This is a genomic window from Hyphomonas sp. (genome assembly GCF_016125515.1).
Classification (GTDB): Bacteria; Pseudomonadota; Alphaproteobacteria; order Caulobacterales; family Hyphomonadaceae; genus Hyphomonas.
The window spans coordinates 165,559-183,009 of record NZ_WGLO01000009.1 but is presented as its reverse complement, the minus strand read 5'-3'; the positions used below and the strand labels follow the sequence as shown (position 1 = coordinate 183,009).

Genomic DNA, 17,451 nt, shown 5'->3' with positions numbered 1-17,451 from the left:
CCCGGAGAGCGATCTGTGTCAGCCCTTCCCGACGATTAAATGACACCGGTGGCATTTGGTCAAGGAGAACAAGCGCCCAAGGCGAAAACAGTCCAGGGACCCCCGACTTGTGGAGCCTTTTGTGGACAGTTTGAGGAGTGGCCAGACACGCAAGAACCCAGCGCTGGGGCGCGCCCCCGGCCACGGTCAGCGCAACGACTTTTCGGTAACCGGAATGTTTTTCCTTCTGGAGCGGGCGAAGCGCTCCGGAGAATATAAAAAACCTATTTATAACAGGACGTTAAACGCAAAAAATTTTTGATTTGTAGGAATATTTGTAGGGAATTTTGTGGGATGATCTTCTCCTCTTTTTTTATTATCGTGAATGAAGTTTCGAAGCATCGACCCAATCGCGGTCTCCTGAAATTTTTCAACCGGCTTTCCAATCGATCATCCTCGCGCCAGACAACGTCGCCAAGACGCTCAGCACCGGAGCAGCGCAATAGGTGTCCGCTCTTAAACAGGATGATCCCGCCGAAACTGGTTAGCTGCAATGACTGATACCTGGACAGGTGCTGTTAGACAAATGCGAACCCGCGTTCGTGAAGCAGGTCTCCGACATTGCGCACAGCGGCGCTCTAGCTAAGACTACATTCGCTTCATCGTAGGCAAACCAAATCGTCAACAGAACTTGAACAGCGGCCCGGCAATCGGTAGGGTATTCGTAACGTTACGACATTGAATGTCCGAGGGGTGTTTGTGACAATTGCAATGCATACCGAGGTCGTTCAACACCTTCGGGGGAACGCTGACTGGGCACGGTCGTGGCTGTTTGAGAAGGCCTTTCCGCTGTGGTCGTCAGCCGGAGTGTGCCCCTCGTTGGGCTTCTGGGAAGAACTCGACGGGTCTGGTCAGCCGATCACAAACCCAAAAACACGTGTGCGCGTCCAGGCCCGCCAGACATACGTGTTCGCGAAAGCATATCAGATGGGATGGCAATGCCAGATCAGCGAACAGATGATGCGCTTGGGCGTCGCTACTCTGGTCGAGCAATGCCAACGTCATGACGGGTTGTATGGCTTCGAGATCGAGCTCGGCAAAGGACTGACACACGATCGCGCGAGCCTATACGATTCGGCGTTTGTCCTGCTTGCATTTTCGGCCGTCGCCGCGGCCGGTTTGAAGGAACTAGTGGTACTGCCCGCAGAACGGTTGACCCTCGCGCTTGAATCAACTGGCAAGCGGCAGCCGGATGGAAACGGATACTTTGAAACCCTGCCTGCGAGCCCCCAGCGGTCACAAAACCCGCACATGCACCTATTCGAGGCCTATCTCGCGGCAGCTGCCGCGTTCGACAGGATCGATTATCTGGAGCGTTGTACCAAGATCCGCGATTTCGTCCTGCGTGTATTTTTCGATAACGGATCATCGACCTTGCGGGAGTTTTGTTTCCCCTTAGGGGACGAAAGTTCAGTGAACCGCGTAGAGGCTGGCCACCATTATGAGTGGACGTGGTTACTGCAGAAACATGCGGAGCTGTCGGGTACCGCAGTGTGTCGCCACGCGGGTGAACTGTTTGCCAGCGCGCTCCGGCTCACCGAACCTGACGGATGCATTATTCTGGAACACACCCTCGACGAAGTCCCCCTGCGCTCTGACCGGAGGCTCTGGTCCCTGACAGAAGCCTTAAAGGCGAACCTGATTGTGGCACACGGCGGCGACAGGGAGGCACTGACTAGAGCCATCGAAAATTTAGGCCGGATTCGCCTGGATCATTTCGACGGTGCGCCCGATGGGGGATGGCTAGACTGCCGAACCATGGATGGTTGCATCAATGGCTGCAGCATACCTGCTAGCACAGCGTATCATATCGTGCTTGCATTCGACGAGTTGATCCGCATCTCGCAATCTCTCAACGACTAGTGTCGCGGAGCGTCCCGTCGGTGCCAGACGGACCGCATCGTCAAGCGCCTGAACTCTGATGCGCAATCGAGTCGCCCCACTCAAAACCCGTGTTCCTCGATCTGTAGACGAGCCTGCACCCGACGTGTGAAGCAGAAAAAAACCCGCTCTAGCAGCTAGCATGAGTTCGGACGATCGCGCTGGCAGAAACTCTCTGCGCAGAGAAAGCAGCTACTGCAGATCACGCCAGAATTAGGATCCACCTTGTCGAACTGTCCCCAGGTCCGCTCCCAGACATTGCCGGTCATATCGAACTGGCTAAACCCGTTCGACCGGAAGCATCCGGCGGGCGCATTACCAAATGTTGGCCTGCTGCTCGTTGTCTTCAGTAGGTTTACCGGTCTATTCGTAAAGCGCTCCGGACAGCCCGCGTCGAGCTGCATACGCCTATTGTGCTTCCGTCGGCAGACCACCCCCCGCCCGCTTCGCAAACTCGATCGAGTCATTGACGGAGAGGCGGACGACCGGATGTTTTATCCGCGCTTCGATCGAACTACCTAGGCCTTCTGGATGGCGCCCGTTGGCGCCTGCAACGGGCTGCCACGATTCGGGGGACCACGACCGAAGGGGCGTAAAATACCGCTGAACCCGGGATCAAAGCTGTAGGTGGTGAATCAGGATGGTTGTATCCGTCCGGTTCGCGCTTGGCTTTGGTTACTTAACCCGTCGCCTCAAGCACACTTTTTCGTACGGACCAGCCAATGACAAGTCTCGGGAAACAACTGAACCGCGCCGGTAACCCCGGAGGCTGTTTGGTTAGAGTCATGCAGCGATAGCGTTTTCCTTCAGCGCTGCAAAGTAGTTGGCCTCGGCTTCTGCCGGAGGGATGTTTCCGATCGGCTCGAGCAGGCGGCGGTGATTAAACCAGTCGACCCATTCGAGGGTGGCGTACTCGACGGCGTCCATGGATTTCCAGGGGCCTTTCCGCCAGATGACTTCGGCTTTGTAGAGTCCATTGATCGTCTCGGCGAGGGCATTGTCATAGCTGTCACCGACGCTGCCGACGGATGGCTCAAGGCCTGCCTCTGCCAGACGCTCCGTATACCGTATGCTGACATACTGGCTGCCGCGGTCAGAGTGATGAACAAGACCACTTCCGATGCCGGGCCTTCGGTCGTGCAAGGCCTGCTCAAGAGCATCGAGCACAAAGCTCGCATGCGCCGTCCGGCTGACACGCCAGCCGACAATGCGGCGGGCGAACACATCGATCACGAAGGCGACGTAAACGAACCCGGCCCAGGTCGAGACGTAGGTGAAATCGCTGACCCAGAGCCTGTTCGGTGCCGGGGCCTTGAAGTTGCGGTTCACATGGTCGAGCGGGCAAGGCGCCGCCTTGTCGCTGTAGGTCGTGCGGTGCGGCTTACCGCGGATTATGCCCTGCAATCCCATGGCTTTCATCAGGCGCCTGACGGTGCAGCGGGCCACGTCAAAGCCTTCCCGCTTCATCTGGTGCCAGACCTTGTTGGCGCCATAGACGCTGAAGTTCTCATTGAAGACCCGAAGGATCTCCGGCTTCAGCGCCTCATCCCGGCGGACGCGCGGCGGCTTGAGCTCGGGGCGACGCCGCCGCGCATCCGCCTCATGATAGGTTGATGGGGCGATCGGCAATACCCTGCAGATCGGCTCGACCCCATAAACATCGCGATGATCGTCAATGAACGCGATCATGTCTTCGGTCGGCGGTCGAGCTCCGCCTGGGCAAAATATGCGGACGCCTTCCGGAGGATCTCGTTCGCCTGGCGGAGCTCCCGGTTCTCGCGCTCAAGCGCCTTGATCCGTTCGCGCTCTTCAGTGCTGGGCCCGGACCGCTTGCCGGCGTCCCGCTCGGCCTGCGCGACCCAGCCATGCAGTGTCTGCGGCACGCACCCGATCTTGCCGGCAATCGAGACGATCGCCGCCCATTGCGACGGGTACTCGCCGCCGTGTTCAATCACCATCCGAACGGCTCGCTCACGCACCTCTGGCGAGTAAGGAGGTCTCTGCTTCTTGTCTGTCATAGGTCCACTCTCTCAAAGAAAATGGCCTCCGGCAAACCCGGCGCGGTTCACTTCGGCTTGGATGAGTTTTTCAAACGCAACTTGAGCGACCTATTCCCCGGCACTGTAGACTCCCACCTCGCGTCTGCGGTCGCGAATAAACAAGGTTGGTACAGTGACGATCTCCTAAAGGAGAGACTAGGGATTTAAGCGATTTTCCTTGCGGGCAATTCTTTGGCTTTTGACAATGCCTCACGAAGTGCCTTCTTGACCGACAGACCAACTGCTTTCGCCATCTTGGGCGGCACCGCGTTTCCGACTTGCGTATACTGAGGAACCTCGAAGCGCCGCCTCAGGCTTCCAGTGGTCTCTTTGGCTCTGAATTCGAATGCATCTGGGAACGATTGGAACCGAGCAAGTTCGCGCACTGTAAGTGTTCGAGGCAGGCTGGGGTGGACGTAGTCATCTGGCAAGCTCACGACCGTGGGGCTGGGCGCGCTCCATTTCAAAGGTCGCTGGCTGTGCTTCTTGGTGCCAAGTTCCATTATCGCCGTGACCAGATCAATCTTGTCTTCGGCGAGAGTAACTCCATCGGGCGCTTTAGCGGGCAGCGAGGTGTTTCCCAGCGCTTCTGCGACCATCACCCTCAATCCGTTCTTGGACACTCCCTCGACTTTTGGAATATTCAATATCTTGGCATTTAGGCCTTGATCTCGGATGTACTGGTACAGACGAAAGCGGGTCTCAATGTGTGGAGCGTGACGACGACGAGCGTGGTTCGGCAATGCGCCCTTGCTGTATGAAGCTCTAACTCGCTTTGGCATCCACTCGGTGCTCTCGCGCATCTCATTTGCAAACTCAGAGATGTTTATGTTCTCGATATACCCGTCGTCGGAAAGGTCACCGATCGCGTCCGCAACAGTCAAGATGTCCTCGCCGAAGTGCGTAGCCTTCGGCGCAACCACGGGACGACGATTGAAGAGCGTAGTTTGGATGTGATCGAATTCGGATTTCCAAGTCTGGCTTGAACCTTCAAAGCCGAGAATCTCTGCTACATCAGCCCTAAGCCCAATCAGCATCACTCTCGGACGGTGCTGCGGGGTGCCGAAGTGCATGGCGTTTAGCAGTACGGGCTGAACTTTGTATCCCGGCCCGGTTTCAGAGAGCGCTATCCGTAGCTGGTCGAAAGGCGAGGACTGCCCATGCTTCAGGAAGTCTTGCTTCATCCCCGACACGTTCTCGATGACAACTGCCTTTGGGTGAACAGCCTCGACAAACTCTAAAAACTGCCAAGGTAACTTGTTCCGCACGTCGGCGGGATTCCTGCGACCGGCTAGTGAAAAACCCTGACATGGCGGGCCGCCAGCAACGAGATCAATGTCTTGAGCCTTTAGCTGAGACAGCAGTTCTTTGCACTGCAGAACGGCCGCAAGCTCTTTGACGACGAGCTTCTTTTTCGCTTGCTGCAAGACGGACGTGTCGGGCGATGAAAATTTCTCCCAATCCTCTTGCTCAACGATACGCTCAACGAAATTGTGGAAGAATGTCTCCGCCGCCATGTCAGACTTTTCGACGGCCAGGGCTAGCTCGAAACCGGCCTGCTCTAGCCCCAACGACAGACCTCCGCATCCGGCAAACAAATCTACGTATTTGAACTTGCTCGACATGCTCGCATCTCCGAATCGATTGGTCGGAACATAACGTGATTTTCGAGTTCGACCAGGCGTTTTTCCCAGGATTTTGTGGATGGATTCGTTTTGTTCAGGGAAGGTGGTCTGAAAGCCATCTCTCCAGCGCTTCGGGATTGTTTGCGGTGCAGGCCCAGACTGTCAGCACGTTCCAACCCAAGGCGGCCAAAGCTTCGGACTTCTCGCGGTCGCGCTCGACATTCCGCGCCAGTTTCGGCACCCAATACTCTTGATTGCTCGTGGGCAGCCGACCTTCCTTGCATTCTGCGTGTTGGTGCCAGAAGCAGCCGTTCACCATTATGACGATCCCGTACTTAGGCAGGACGATGTCCGGACGACCGGGAAGGTCCTTGCGGTGGAGGCGGAACCTGTAGCCAGCACGGTGCAGCGCCTTTCTGACGTGGAACTCAGGCTTAGTGTTCTTCTGTTTGATGCCCCGCATGATGCGGCTGCGCTTTTCAGGGGAGACAAAGTCAGCCAACGCTTTTCGGCCCGTTCACGCTGCGCAAATTCGACACATCAATAGCATCCAGCTTTTATGGGCGCACCAGTAGACCTGTGGACCTGTGGACGAACTAGCCTACGCGCCGCCAAACAGCCCCGAAACTACTGTTGAGTTCCATGCGCGCTGTAGATCACGCAGGCTGCAGGCAAACATCTCACCACCGATGCTAAATTTGGTGAGTGTGCCCTTAAGATTGTGCTCGAGAGCATGTGCCTGGTCAGGCGAGCCCGTTGCCTGCGTCATGTACAGCGTCCATGACTCTCCCGTGACCACGGAGGGAATGTTGGTATTGAAGCTAGCCGCCCTGCCCGCCGGATCATGAGAGCTGCCGACCTTCCACACTTCTTGCTTTCCAAACCTGAGGACATAAACGTTGCCGAAGTTGCGCGGAGCAACCTCAAACTCCCGCTTTCCAGACGACGGCTTTGGGCCCCGGCTCGGCAGTAGGTCACGTTGGTTCGCCAGTATTTCGCGCTCCCGTTCAAGAGCTGGGGTGTCGGGCAACTCAACTTCGATTGTAGAGAGGGCTAAGGTCGCAAGTTGGTCGGCGTCCTTCACCCGGATTGCTCCCTGAGTAGCGGACCTCGGAAGCTGGCGCTCAAACACGTCTGTCAGCAGTGGCGTGTCGGTGAAACGCCACGCGCGGGTCATCGGAATGGCGCTTGAGTATCGGATACGGTCGCCGTCCATCATCTCGGGAGGGAGGGGCCACACCACGACCATTGACTGTGTGTCTACGGCGCGGCGACCTATTTCAGCCATTCCGAGCAGCCGGCCGCGTTCACCTTCCTTGGTTTCCTTGGTCTTGGTGGCGACGAACACTATCCGATCACCCGGCTCAGAATCCGTAAGAAGGTTGTCGCGATGCGTTGACGACGAAAAAGTGATCGCCGGCACGATCTCAGGCCGGAAGCCGTAAAATCTGCTTATGAACAATTTCAACTGCTGACCTCACCGCCCTCTATCGGGAGGTGTGACTGAACACCGTTGATGGACCGTGAAGTTTGGATGATGTCTCGGTGGCACTAAGCCTCTGGTGCGGACGTGACGTCCCCCTGAAGCGCGTTGAATTCCGAGACCTTAAATATGGCCTGACGATGGCCTGAGCCGCGCAGCACCGATCCGATCGATCAGCTACGCCTTGCAATCGCTAAGAAAAATGGTGCACCCGAAGAGATTCGAACTCCTGACCCCCAGATTCGTAGTCTGGTGCTCTATCCAGCTGAGCTACGGGTGCATGGCCATTGCAAGGAGGGGACACATACAGGCGTGCCCCCGGGCTTGCAAGCCACAAAAACGGGTTCGTTCAGTCCGGCTGGGCCGGGGTGGAGGGTTCGGTGGAAGCCGGTGCATCTGCCGGCCCGGCGGGCTCTGATTCTGCTTCTTCTTCAGAGGCCTCGGCGATCGGTTCCGGCGCCGGAGCGGGAGGGAGAGCAAGGCCCGTAACCGAGGCGATCCAGCCGGCATAGGCCGACACGCGCGCATAAATGCCGGGATTTTCCGCCCGGGCGCAGCCAAGGCCCCAGCTGACCACGCCGACCTGGACCGGTCCCTCCGGCCCGCGCAGCACCAGCGGACCGCCGCTGTCGCCCTGACAGGAATCCGAGCCGCCGATGCCGGCGCAGATCTGTGTCGCCTCATCGACCGTGACGCCGGCGAAGCTGCCGGAGAGGTTGGCGGCCGCGAGACCGTCCTGGATCTTCTGGGCGCAGACCGGTGGTTGCAGCGGCGGCACGTTGCCTTCCTGCAGGATCAACGATCCGGCCGCGACCTGCCGCCCGGTGCGCGTGACACCGCCCTCCCCTTGCGCGCCCTCGCCCTTGCGACCGAATCCGGCGGCCAGCACGTCCGCATAGGGCTGGTAGATATCGACCGGCGCCCCGGCTAGGCCGTCGAGCGGCATCACCGGCGCGGATGCGCGCGAGGAAAGCTGCAGCAGGGCGAGATCGTTGCCGCGTTCCGGTGCACCGGCCTTGTAGCCGGGATGGACGACAACTTTCCGGACGGCAAAGACGCTGCCGGGCGGAATGGTGCGCAAGTCGCTGAGGCCGATGGCGACCGCCAAGGAGCCGGACCGGGTCCAGCGTCCGTCCGCGCCGCGCACATATTGGGCCGCGCGGCCATTCGCGTCGATCTGCATGTCTTCGGCGCAGTGCGCCGCTGTGAGTACCCAATCAGGCGCAATGAGCGTGCCGCCGCATTCATGGAACACCTGCCGGCCTGAAACGGTCTGGATCGACACCATGCCGGGCCAGTCTGCGGGGTCCGCATCGCGCCCCGCCACCATGCAGCCGACGAGCGTGACGGTGAGCACCGCCGCCGCGGCGGCAAACTTCAGAAAACGGTTCATGCGCCAGCCTCCTGCCGTTCGGACTCATATACGCCGCGCGCGATGCTGCGCGCCAGTGTGGAGGCCGCAAGTTCGCCGACCCGGGCGACCTGCAGCGGGCGGTTTTCGCCCAGCGGACGCCGGCCGGTGGCGAGGACGAACACAACGTCGCCGTCCGTCGGTGCGAAGACCGGGCGGATGGCGCGGGCCATGCCCGCCAGTGCCATCTGCGCGACCCGCTCGGCCTCATCACGCGAGAGGTCCGCATCGGCGGCAATACAGGCTATCGTGGTGTTCTCGCGGGGTGCGGGATTGGCCTTGGCGGCGCCCCAGTCCTCGGGATCGAACGTGTGCGCGGCGTCCGGGCGCTTGCCGCCGAACTCGCCGCCGATCTCATAGGGCCAGGCCCAGAAGGCGTCACTGCCCGGTATGCGGACCGAGCCGAAGGCATTGACCGCCGTGATCGCGCCGACAGTCAGGCCGTCCGAGGCGACGATGCTGGCTGAGCCGGTGCCGCCCGGTGCGAGGCCGGCGCGGGCGCCTGTGCCCGCTCCTTCCCGGCCGAGGCGGAATGTGTCGCCGGCCGCCTCGAAGGCGCGCCGGCCGAGCGCTGCATAGGGCGACGTCTCGCCCCAATCCTTGTCGCCGCCATTGGCGAGATCGTAGAGGATCGCTGCCGGCACGATCGGCGTTGGCGGCACCCCGGGGCGCTGCACGAGCGCGAAGCCGCGACCGGCGGCCTTGAGACCGGCCATCACACCATCTGCTGCGGCGAGGCCGAATGCACTTCCGCCCGCGAGGCAGATGGCGTGCGCGCCGCCAACGAGGCGGCCGCCGCCAAGCAGGTCCGTTTCGCGCGTGCCGGGTCCTCCGCCGGCCACGGCGACGGCGCCAACGCAGAAATCGTCCGGCAGGATGACGGTGACTCCGCTGCGCACGCCAGCATCCGCCGCCTGGCCGACGCGGATGCCAGGAACATCGGTTATAAGGTTGCGCGCACCCGGCTTTGCCATGTTAAGAGCCTTGTCAGCTGATTTGTCTGCCCCGGTCTTAAGGGCCTGCGGGCGCCCCGCCAAGCAAAGGGTTTTCACATGCGCCATCTCACCAGTCTCGCTTTCGTACTTTTGATCTCGGCCTGCGCACCGCACACCGTCGCCCCAGCCGCTTCGACGACCGAAGCGCAGGCGACGGCGCCGGAAGCGCTCGGCGACCTGTCGTGGACCAAGGGCGGCATGGTGGCCGCTGCTGACCCGCGCGCGGTCGAAGCCGGGCTCAAGGTGCTGCGCGAAGGCGGCAATGCCGTGGACGCCGCAATTGCCGTGCACGCTGTGCTGGGCCTGGTTGAGCCGCAAAGCTCCGGTCTCGGCGGCGGCGGATTCATGGTCTATTACAACCGCGCGAAAGATACCCTGACCGTGTTCGACGGCCGTGAGCTCGCGCCGGCTGCTGCGACCGCCGACCTGTTCATCAAGGACGGCAAGGTGATGGATTTCGTGCCGGCCTGGCAATCGGGCCGCTCGGTCGGCGTGCCGGGACAGATCGCGCTTTACAAGGCAGCGCATGATGCGGCGGGCCGTGCAGATTGGGCCTCGCTGTTCCAGCCTGCGATCAATCTGGCCGAGGATGGCTTTGAAGTCTCGCCGCGTCTGGCCGAGACCCTGGCCGAGCCGCGCCTGCGCGGCGCCATCCGGCTCGACGACAATCCGGTCACGGCCGCCTATTTCTATCCGGACGGCGAACCCCTGCCGGCCGGCTTCGTGCGCACCAACCCGGCCTATGCCGCGACGCTGGCAGCTGTGGCGCAGGATGGTCCAACTGCGTTCTATCAGGGCCCGCTAGCAGCCGACATCGTGGCCGCCGTCGCTGAAGGCCCGGACGGCGGCGCGATGACGCTGGAAGACCTCGCGAACTACAAAGTGGCCGTACGCGAAGCGGTCTGCGGGCAATTGCAGACCGGCTACAAGATCTGTTCGGCGCCGCCGCCGAGCTCGGGCGGCATTGCCCAGAACCTGATCATGGGCCTCTACGAATACCTCAAGCCGAAGGCGAAGGATGTCGATGAGAGCCTTTACCTCAAGGCATTCGTGGACGCGCAGCGCCTCGGCTATGCCGACCGCGACCATTATGTGGCTGACGCCGACCATGTGCCGGTGCCGACGGCGGAACTGATCGATCCGGTCTACATCAAGGCGCGCGCGTTGCAGGCTTTTGCACCGAACGAAAAAGCGACGCCGGGCGATCCGGGCGTCGTGCTTGGCAAGGAACCGCTGCGTCCGATGTGGGGCGAGGATCCGACCGAGCCCGGCCATGGCACGACACATATTTCGATCATCGACATGGACGGCAATGCCGTTTCGATGACCGCCACTGTGGAAGCCGCCTTCGGCTCTTCGCGCATGGCGGGTGGCTTCCTTCTGAACAATGAACTGACCGACTTTTCCCGCGAACCGACCAAAGGCGGAAAGCCGGTCGCAAATGCTCCCGGTCCAAACAAACGCCCGCGCTCTTCGATGTCGCCGACCATCGTGTTCGACGAAGGCGGCGACCTGTTCATGGTCACCGGCTCGCCTGGTGGAAACTCGATCGTCGCCTATGTCGCCAAGACCCTCGTCGGCGTGCTCGAATGGGGCAAGACGGCGCAGGAAGCCGCGGCGCTGCCGAACGTCATCGCGCGCGGCGATACCGTTGCCGTGGAAGTGGATGTCGATGGCGGACCGGAAGCGGCCCAGGCGTTGCGGGATCTCGGCTACACGGTCGAGGAGCGCACGGGTGAGAATTCAGGCCTGCACCTGATCGTGGTGCGCGACAACGGCCTCGAGGGCGGCGCTGATCCGCGGCGCGAAGGCGCTGCGTTGCCCGTCAACTGACACGCAGGCCTGCCGCCATGGCGAAACTCTACTTTTCGTATGCGGCGATGAATGCCGGCAAATCGACGATCCTGTTGCAAGCGGCCTACAACTACCGCGAACGGGGGATGGAGGTGTTGCTGCTGACTTCGGCGCTCTACCGCGAGGCTGAAGACGGCCATATCAGTTCACGGATCGGTATTTCGGCCGAGGCAACGCTCTACACGCAAGAGACGGATCTGTTCGCCCTGATCCAGGAGCGTATGGGGCACGGCCGGATCGACGCGGTCTTCGTAGATGAGGCGCAGTTCCTGACCAAGGCGCAGGCCTGGCAGCTGGCCCGCGTGGCGGACCATCTCGGCATGCCGGTCCTGGCCTACGGCTTGCGCACCGATTTCCGGGGCGAACTGTTCGAAGGCTCTGCCGCGCTGCTCGCCATCGCCGACAACCTGCGTGAAGTGCGCACGATCTGCGAATGCGGTCGCAAGGCCACAATGGTGGTGCGCCTTGGGCCGGACGGAAAAGCGCTGACCGAAGGCGACCAGATCTCAATAGAGAAGACGACCTACCTCTCGCTCTGCCGGCGTCACTGGGAAGAACGCATGGGGCGTTGTCCGCCCGCGTAAGCCGGCCTGGATGCCGGAACGGCATGAAATTCGCAGCAAATCCACCGTGCGCGCACAATCCGGCCATGGAGTCCTGCGACTCTTCAGGCTCGAGGCCGCATCAAGGAGGCTGCCCATGAATACCGAACCTGTCCGCACCCGCTTGCCAGTTGTGGCTTTCGTGGCCCTGCTCGGCCTTGTTTCGATCGCCATCGGCGCCCTTGCCGTGCCGCCTGCCCAGGCGCAGACCGAACCGGGCCTGATCGACTATCCCGGATTCATGGAACTCGGCTCCGATATCGCCCATTACCGCGAAGGCCGGTTGATCGATCTTGAGACCTTCAACGAAATGAAGGCCGACCCGAATACGCTGGTGCTCGATTCCCGCAGCGCCGGTGCCTACTTCATGGGCCACATAAATGGCGCCGTTAACCTGAATTTCTCCGACTTCTCTGACGGCATGCTGGCCGAAGTGATCGGCGCAATGGACCGGCGTATCCTGATCTATTGCAACAACAACTTCACCGACAATGTCGCGCCGGTGATGCTGAAACGTGTCGAACTGGCGCTCAACGTGCCGACCTTCATCAATCTCTATGGCTATGGCTATGAGAATATCTATGAGCTGAACGGCGCCTACAGCATCGAAGACCCCGAAGTGCATTGGGTCAGCGCGCCGAATCTTCAGTAAAACTAAAGCTATCATCTGACGCATTGCTTTTGCCGCGTCGCGGGGTCAATTGGCCCTCAGATACTTCCCAGGAGGGCTGAGGATGAGCGCTGACGCGCCCGCCGGCCAGACGGCCGCCGCTAAAGTGAACCCCAATGGACCGACCGAGGAGACCGTCCTCGCAGTCGAGCACTATACCGACCGCCTGTTCCGCTTCCGCACGACCAGGCCGAAGAGCTTCCGCTTCCGGTCCGGCGAATTCGTGATGATCGGCCTGCCCAAGGAAGACGGCAAACCACTGTTGCGCGCCTATTCGGTCGCCTCCCCGTCCTGGGACGAAGAGCTTGAATTCTATTCGATCAAGGTGCCGGACGGCCCGCTGACGTCCCGCCTGCAGGCGATCCAGACGGGCGACAAGGTGCTGCTCGGCCGCAAGCCCACTGGCACGCTGGTGCTCGACGCACTGACGCCCGGAAAGCGGCTTTACATGTTCTCCACCGGCACCGGCTTTGCACCCTTCGCCAGCCTGGTGCGCGATCCCGAAACGTATGAGCGTTACGAGCAGGTGATCGTGACCCATACTTGCCGCGATGTGGCCGAACTGACCTATTCGAAAAACCTGGTCGCCAGCCTGAAGGAAGACCCTCTGGTCGGCGAGATGGTTGAAGGCAAGCTGACGCTTTATGCCTCCACCACGCGCCAGCCGTCCGAGCGGATGGGCCGCATCACGGCGCTGATCGAGAGCGGGAAGCTGTTCGAGGATCTTGGCGTACCACCGCTCAATCCCGCCACGGACCGCGCCATGATGTGCGGCTCGATGGAAATGATCCAGGACGTGAAAGCCCTGATGCTAAAAGCAGGCCTGACCGAAGGCTCCAATGCCGCGCCAGCAGAATTCGTGATCGAGAAGGCCTTCGCCGGCTAACCGCGTGCTGGCGGCGCCGCCGTCAGGAAGGGGCCGGTGTTGAGGTGGATCTGGCAGGTCGCGCCACCCGGGCCGGTGGAGCAATAGTCTGCGCCGAAAAGACTTTCGCGGATAGCCGATGTGGACCGGAACGAGCGGCCGCCCTCGGTCCAGGTCGACCCCGCTGCACCGCCGGGCACGCCCAGGGCCTCGTAGAAGCGCTGGGCAGGCGCGCCGGTGCAGGTGAACCGCAAGAGTTCTACCCCTTCGCCGGACACGCGGGTAACTGCGCTGCGATCAATCGCCTGTCCGATACAATCCGTATAGAGAACGCTCTTGCCGGGTGCCGGCAGCGTCTGGGGCTCGCTGAGATCCGGCGCAGGCGGCGGCAATGGCAGCGGCTTCGGCGAAGTCGAGCAGGCTGAAACCGCAGCTGCGGCAAAGATCAAGACGAGTCCGCTAAAACGCCGCATCCGAGGCTCCCTGGCCACAACCGCGCCGACTCTATCCGAGCCGGGTTGCGGCGCAAGGTCAGACGCGCCGGTGCGGGTCAGAATGGTCCCATTCCGCCAGTAGCATGCGCAGGGCGGAGATGAACGCGATCGGCTGGTCGAGCATGACATGATGGCGGGCATGCGGGATCGACACGAACGGCACCTGGTGGCCCAGAAGGCCGCGCATATGGTCGCGCACGATGTCCGGCATCAGCGCACTTTCCTCTCCGCGGATGATCGCGACCCGGCATTTGGCAGCCTTCAGCAACTCGCCGCCATCCCGGCCCGGCTCGAACCGGGTCCAGATCGTGGGATCGAACTTCCAGGTCCAGCCACCTTCAGCGCGCTTGAGGCTCCAGCGCGCGATATAGTCCATGGCATAATGGTTCTCGCAAAGCTGGGGCGGCGCGAGCCGGAAGCGCGCCAGCGCCGTCGCGAGATCGGCGTAGACCTTGTGCGGACGGCCCGCCCGTGACGGGCCTTGATGCGGACGCTCCGGCGGGTTCACCGGGCTGTCGACAATCACCATGCCCTCGAACCGGTCCCCATGCTCGGCGCCGGTGACGAGCGTCACGAAGCCGCCGAAGGAATGGGCCACGATGACCGGTTTGCGCGGCCCGTCGAACAGGCCCGCGTCTTCGGCGACGGCAACCTGTTCGGCCGAAAAGGTCGCCATGTCATAGGTTTCCCGCCACGCACTCTCGCCCATGCCCGAGAAGGTCAGGGCCGCGACATTGTAATGCTCGGCAAAGTATGGCGCGATGAAGTCCCACCAATGGGCGTGGGCACCGTTTCCGTGCACGAACAAAAGCCCCGGCGCGCCGCGCTTGCCCCAGCGCTGATAGGACACTTCGGCGCCCAGCACATCGACCCGATTGGTTTCGTAAGGTGTGGCAACAGCTTCTGGAAACCAGTCCGGCGCCGGCGGCAGTGCGCCGCGATACTCGGCGAGCGGGCCGCCTTCGGACGGAATCTCGGCCGGTTGGTCCCGTACGATCGGATCGCTTTCCCGGCTCATGTATCGCTCCCATTTCTGCAGGCAGTCTGACCCTGACCCGGTGTGTGGATCAAGCCCGTCCGCAACGTCACGGCTGCGGAACGGTGCCCGCAGGCGGCGCCGCGGGCGGCATCACGGAGCTGGGAACCGGCCGCGCGGTCGAGGCGATCAGCGCAGCCGCCGTCAGAGCAACAGCGGCGGCCATGCCGGCCGCGAGCGAGAGGTGGCGGCGGGTGATCTGCATCGGCGGGGTCCTTTCTGAGCGCGGTTTACGAATACGGCCGGGCCTAACGGTCCTCAACGTATCCGATTACAAGGTCCTGTGAGAGCAGTTCGGGCAGCACGACGGGCTCGCGGCTTGCCGCCGGATACCAGAGGTACATCGGCACACCGGCGCGTCCGCGCCGCCGGAGTTCCTCGGCGATCACCGGATCCTTCTGTGTGAAGTCCGCGACGAGAAAGGCAACGTTTGCCGCTTCGAAAGCGGTTCGGACCCGTTTCGAGGAGAGGGTGGTGAGCTTGTTGACCTGGCAGCTGGCGCACCAGCTCGCCGTGAAGTCGACGAAGACCGGACGGCCTTCCGCCAAAAGGTTGTCGACTTCCTCCGGCGACCAGACGCCTTCAGCATACGACGGCAGTTCCGGCGCCCCGGCGACGAAATCGTCCGGCACATTGGCGAGGACAGCCGGTACGACGAAACCCGCGCCCAGCGCCGCCAGCGCGATCGCACGACGGACCATCCCGCCCGACTTTGCCAGCCAGATGGCGAAGACGAGCGTTGTCGCGCCAGCCAGCGTCCAGCCGACCGCCCCTGCCCCGGCAAGGCCGGCCACCACAGAAAGCAGCCAGGCCGCGGTCAGGAACATCGGGAATGCAAAAGCCTGTTTGAGGGTTTCCATCCATTTGCCGGGTTTCGGCAGGATACGGTGCAGACCCGGCATGAAGCTGAGCACAAGGAACGGCAGCGCCATGCCGAATCCCATGGCCAGGAAAACCGCGATCACTGCGGGTGCAGGCTGGCCCATCACCGCGCCCAGCGCGACGCCAAGGAAGGGGCCGACGCAGGGCGCGCCGACGACCGCGGCCAGGACGCCGGTGAAGAAGGCGCCAGCTGCGCCGCTTCGGCTGGCCAGACCCGATCCTGTGTTCTGAATGGAACTACCCAGCTCGAACATGCCCATCAGCCAGAGGCCGACGGCAAACATGATCAGTGCAAGGACGACCACAGTGGGCGCGTGCTGAAGCTGGAAGCCGAGCGTTGCAAATCCGGTCGCCTGGCGCACGGCCAGGATCGCCAGCGCGAGCGCGGCGAACGACACCAACACACCGCCCGTATACCAAAGGCCATGGGATTTCAGCTCGCCTGCATGACCGCTCGAAGCGGCCGAAACCATGCCGACCGCCTTCATCGACAGGACCGGCAGAACGCAGGGCATGAGGTTCAGGATCAGGCCGCCGACGAAGGCGAGGCCGGCCAGCGCCAGCAAGCCGCCAAAGCCCAGCACCGCGTCGCCCGCCGGTCCGGCCAAAACCACTGCCGTGTCGGCCGTGCCGGGAAACACGCCGCCGCGCGCCGCGCTGATTTCATAACCCACCGGTTGCGCGCCGGGCATGTCGACCCGAATGATACCTTCCAGCGTCTCATCCACCGCGCCAGAGGGATCCGGCGTGAGGGAAAGGCTCGCGCCATTCGGGCCTTCGCGCTGGGGCTGGTCGGCCGGATGCCGGATCTCATGGCCGGACGGGAAAAACCGGATACGCGCGCCTTTCGGGAAGCCGCCTTCGAGAGACAGGCTCAGAGTCCAAGGCGACGCCGCGTCGTCGATCCGCGCCTCGCCCGGAAACGGGCCGGGGACCTTTGCAATCCAGGCGCCGATCAGATCGCCTCCTGCCACATTCTCTTCCGGCGCACCGACCCGCAGCACCAACGACACATCCTGCGCCTCGGGAACGCAGACGGACTCACAGATCAGATAATCGGCAACGGCCTCGATCCGCACTTCACCCGATGCCGTTTCCGGAATCGTCAATGGCATGGCGAAGACAGCCTCTTCGTCATAGCCGTAATCCATGATCTCGCCGTCGACGACCGGAAGCAGCTTCGGCAGCGGCCAGAGCATCTCGCCCACGGCACCCTCCGGCAGGTTGGTTTCCTCCTTGAGGATCAGCTGCGGCGGCAGGCCGGCATCGCCGGCATTGCGCCAGTAGATGTGCCAGCCCGGCTCCATGGTCATCTTGAGCGCGATGTAGACGGTTTCGCCCGGTGCCACGCTGGACCGATCCGACACCAATTCGGCCGTGGCCCGCTTGCCGGACGCCGACCACTGGGCCGAAGCGGCCGGCACGATCAACATGAGGCCTACGAGGGCGGCCAATGCGGCGCGATAAAAGCGGGTCATCAATGTCGGCTTCCCTGCCAGATGCGTTGTTTCCCGAGCATATGCGCCGGTCGTGCCACAGGACAAACCCCCGGTCGCCTCTTCGTGATGACGCACC

Annotated in this window: 16 protein-coding genes, 1 tRNA gene, 1 pseudogene and 1 other annotated feature; of the genes and pseudogenes, 5 read left to right on the top strand and 13 right to left on the bottom strand. The window is 62.1% G+C overall.

Annotated features, from left to right (window positions below; genetic code table 11):
* Positions 1-858 precede the first annotated feature (858 nt).
* Complete coding sequence (locus GC148_RS09010; RefSeq protein WP_291070343.1) at positions 859-1,902, top strand: AGE family epimerase/isomerase; 1,044 nt, start codon at positions 859-861, stop codon at positions 1,900-1,902.
* A gap of 155 nt (positions 1,903-2,057) precedes the next feature.
* Here GC148_RS09010 and GC148_RS15945 read toward each other — a convergent pair whose 3' ends face one another.
* The 9 genes and pseudogenes from GC148_RS15945 to GC148_RS08975 form a co-directional block, all read right to left on the bottom strand.
* Complete coding sequence (locus GC148_RS15945) at positions 2,058-2,324, bottom strand: SUMF1/EgtB/PvdO family nonheme iron enzyme (protein ID WP_366063511.1); 267 nt, start codon at positions 2,322-2,324, stop codon at positions 2,058-2,060.
* A gap of 4 nt (positions 2,325-2,328) precedes the next feature.
* A pseudogene (locus GC148_RS15940) lies at positions 2,329-2,487 on the bottom strand (SUMF1/EgtB/PvdO family nonheme iron enzyme); the annotation flags it as partial.
* A gap of 216 nt (positions 2,488-2,703) precedes the next feature.
* A protein-coding gene (locus tag GC148_RS09005) for an IS3 family transposase (RefSeq protein WP_291070342.1) occupies positions 2,704-3,938 on the bottom strand; the annotation gives its coding sequence in 2 pieces (ribosomal slippage) (positions 2,704-3,644 and positions 3,644-3,938; 1,236 coding nt in all).
* Positions 3,535-3,651: a sequence feature (AL1L pseudoknot), on the bottom strand. It overlaps the preceding gene by 117 nt.
* A 185-nt stretch (positions 3,939-4,123) precedes the next feature.
* On the bottom strand, positions 4,124-5,584 hold the full coding sequence (locus GC148_RS09000; protein WP_291070341.1) for a DNA cytosine methyltransferase: 1,461 nt from the start codon (positions 5,582-5,584) through the stop codon (positions 4,124-4,126).
* 94 nt (positions 5,585-5,678) lie between these two features.
* Positions 5,679-6,086, bottom strand: coding sequence for a very short patch repair endonuclease (locus GC148_RS08995; protein WP_291070340.1), 408 nt, complete (start codon positions 6,084-6,086; stop codon positions 5,679-5,681).
* A gap of 99 nt (positions 6,087-6,185) precedes the next feature.
* Positions 6,186-7,052, bottom strand: a complete 867-nt coding sequence (locus GC148_RS08990) for a hypothetical protein (protein WP_291070339.1) — start codon at positions 7,050-7,052, stop codon at positions 6,186-6,188.
* A 218-nt stretch (positions 7,053-7,270) separates the two neighbouring features.
* Positions 7,271-7,347, bottom strand: a tRNA-Arg gene (locus GC148_RS08985).
* A 69-nt stretch (positions 7,348-7,416) separates the two neighbouring features.
* A complete protein-coding gene (locus GC148_RS08980) occupies positions 7,417-8,460 on the bottom strand; it encodes a serine protease (RefSeq protein ID WP_291070338.1) in 1,044 nt (347 codons plus the stop codon).
* On the bottom strand, positions 8,457-9,452 hold the full coding sequence (locus GC148_RS08975; RefSeq protein WP_291070337.1) for a P1 family peptidase: 996 nt from the start codon (positions 9,450-9,452) through the stop codon (positions 8,457-8,459). The genes GC148_RS08980 and GC148_RS08975 overlap by 4 nt, the downstream gene beginning before the upstream one ends.
* A gap of 78 nt (positions 9,453-9,530) precedes the next feature.
* Here GC148_RS08975 and ggt point away from each other — a divergent pair, with 78 nt between their 5' ends.
* The 4 genes from ggt (at position 9,531) to GC148_RS08955 (ending at position 13,485) form a co-directional block, all read left to right on the top strand.
* Complete coding sequence (gene ggt, locus GC148_RS08970; RefSeq protein ID WP_291070336.1) at positions 9,531-11,306, top strand: gamma-glutamyltransferase; 1,776 nt, start codon at positions 9,531-9,533, stop codon at positions 11,304-11,306.
* 17 nt (positions 11,307-11,323) lie between these two features.
* A complete protein-coding gene (locus tag GC148_RS08965; protein WP_291070335.1) occupies positions 11,324-11,911 on the top strand; it encodes a thymidine kinase in 588 nt (195 codons plus the stop codon).
* A gap of 115 nt (positions 11,912-12,026) precedes the next feature.
* A complete protein-coding gene (locus tag GC148_RS08960) occupies positions 12,027-12,581 on the top strand; it encodes a rhodanese-like domain-containing protein (RefSeq protein WP_291070334.1) in 555 nt (184 codons plus the stop codon).
* Positions 12,582-12,663: 82 nt separating this feature from the next.
* Positions 12,664-13,485, top strand: a complete 822-nt coding sequence (locus GC148_RS08955; protein WP_291070333.1) for a ferredoxin--NADP reductase — start codon at positions 12,664-12,666, stop codon at positions 13,483-13,485.
* Here GC148_RS08955 and GC148_RS08950 read toward each other — a convergent pair.
* The 4 genes from GC148_RS08950 to GC148_RS08935 all read right to left on the bottom strand — a co-directional run bounded on the left by GC148_RS08950 (position 13,482) and on the right by GC148_RS08935 (position 17,354).
* Entirely contained in the window at positions 13,482-13,937 is a 456-nt protein-coding gene (locus GC148_RS08950) for a hypothetical protein (protein ID WP_291070332.1), read from the bottom strand. The two genes, GC148_RS08955 and GC148_RS08950, sit on opposite strands and share 4 nt — an antisense overlap.
* A 58-nt stretch (positions 13,938-13,995) precedes the next feature.
* Positions 13,996-14,976, bottom strand: a complete 981-nt coding sequence (locus tag GC148_RS08945) for an alpha/beta hydrolase (protein ID WP_291070331.1) — start codon at positions 14,974-14,976, stop codon at positions 13,996-13,998.
* Between the two features lie 67 nt (positions 14,977-15,043).
* Positions 15,044-15,199 (bottom strand): hypothetical protein, encoded by a 156-nt coding sequence (locus tag GC148_RS08940; protein ID WP_291070330.1) that lies wholly within the window; start codon positions 15,197-15,199, stop codon positions 15,044-15,046.
* A 43-nt stretch (positions 15,200-15,242) separates the two neighbouring features.
* On the bottom strand, positions 15,243-17,354 hold the full coding sequence (locus GC148_RS08935) for a protein-disulfide reductase DsbD domain-containing protein (RefSeq protein ID WP_291070329.1): 2,112 nt from the start codon (positions 17,352-17,354) through the stop codon (positions 15,243-15,245).
* Between the last annotated feature and the right edge of the window lie 97 nt (positions 17,355-17,451).

Bases quoted from the DNA above. Each gene is read 5' to 3' on its own strand.
- GC148_RS08980 (WP_291070338.1), bottom strand. From the start codon at position 8,460: ATGAACCGTTTTCTGAAGTTTGCCGCCGCGGCGGCGGTGCTCACCGTC.
- GC148_RS15945 (WP_366063511.1), bottom strand. From the start codon at position 2,324: ATGCAGCTCGACGCGGGCTGTCCGGAGCGCTTTACGAATAGACCGGTA.
- GC148_RS08935 (WP_291070329.1), bottom strand. From the start codon at position 17,354: ATGACCCGCTTTTATCGCGCCGCATTGGCCGCCCTCGTAGGCCTCATG.
- GC148_RS09000 (WP_291070341.1), bottom strand. From the start codon at position 5,584: ATGTCGAGCAAGTTCAAATACGTAGATTTGTTTGCCGGATGCGGAGGT.
- ggt (WP_291070336.1), top strand. From the start codon at position 9,531: ATGCGCCATCTCACCAGTCTCGCTTTCGTACTTTTGATCTCGGCCTGC.
- GC148_RS08955 (WP_291070333.1), top strand. From the start codon at position 12,664: ATGAGCGCTGACGCGCCCGCCGGCCAGACGGCCGCCGCTAAAGTGAAC.
- GC148_RS08960 (WP_291070334.1), top strand. From the start codon at position 12,027: ATGAATACCGAACCTGTCCGCACCCGCTTGCCAGTTGTGGCTTTCGTG.
- GC148_RS08950 (WP_291070332.1), bottom strand. From the start codon at position 13,937: ATGCGGCGTTTTAGCGGACTCGTCTTGATCTTTGCCGCAGCTGCGGTT.
- GC148_RS08940 (WP_291070330.1), bottom strand. From the start codon at position 15,199: ATGCAGATCACCCGCCGCCACCTCTCGCTCGCGGCCGGCATGGCCGCC.
- GC148_RS08975 (WP_291070337.1), bottom strand. From the start codon at position 9,452: ATGGCAAAGCCGGGTGCGCGCAACCTTATAACCGATGTTCCTGGCATC.
- GC148_RS08945 (WP_291070331.1), bottom strand. From the start codon at position 14,976: ATGAGCCGGGAAAGCGATCCGATCGTACGGGACCAACCGGCCGAGATT.
- GC148_RS08965 (WP_291070335.1), top strand. From the start codon at position 11,324: ATGGCGAAACTCTACTTTTCGTATGCGGCGATGAATGCCGGCAAATCG.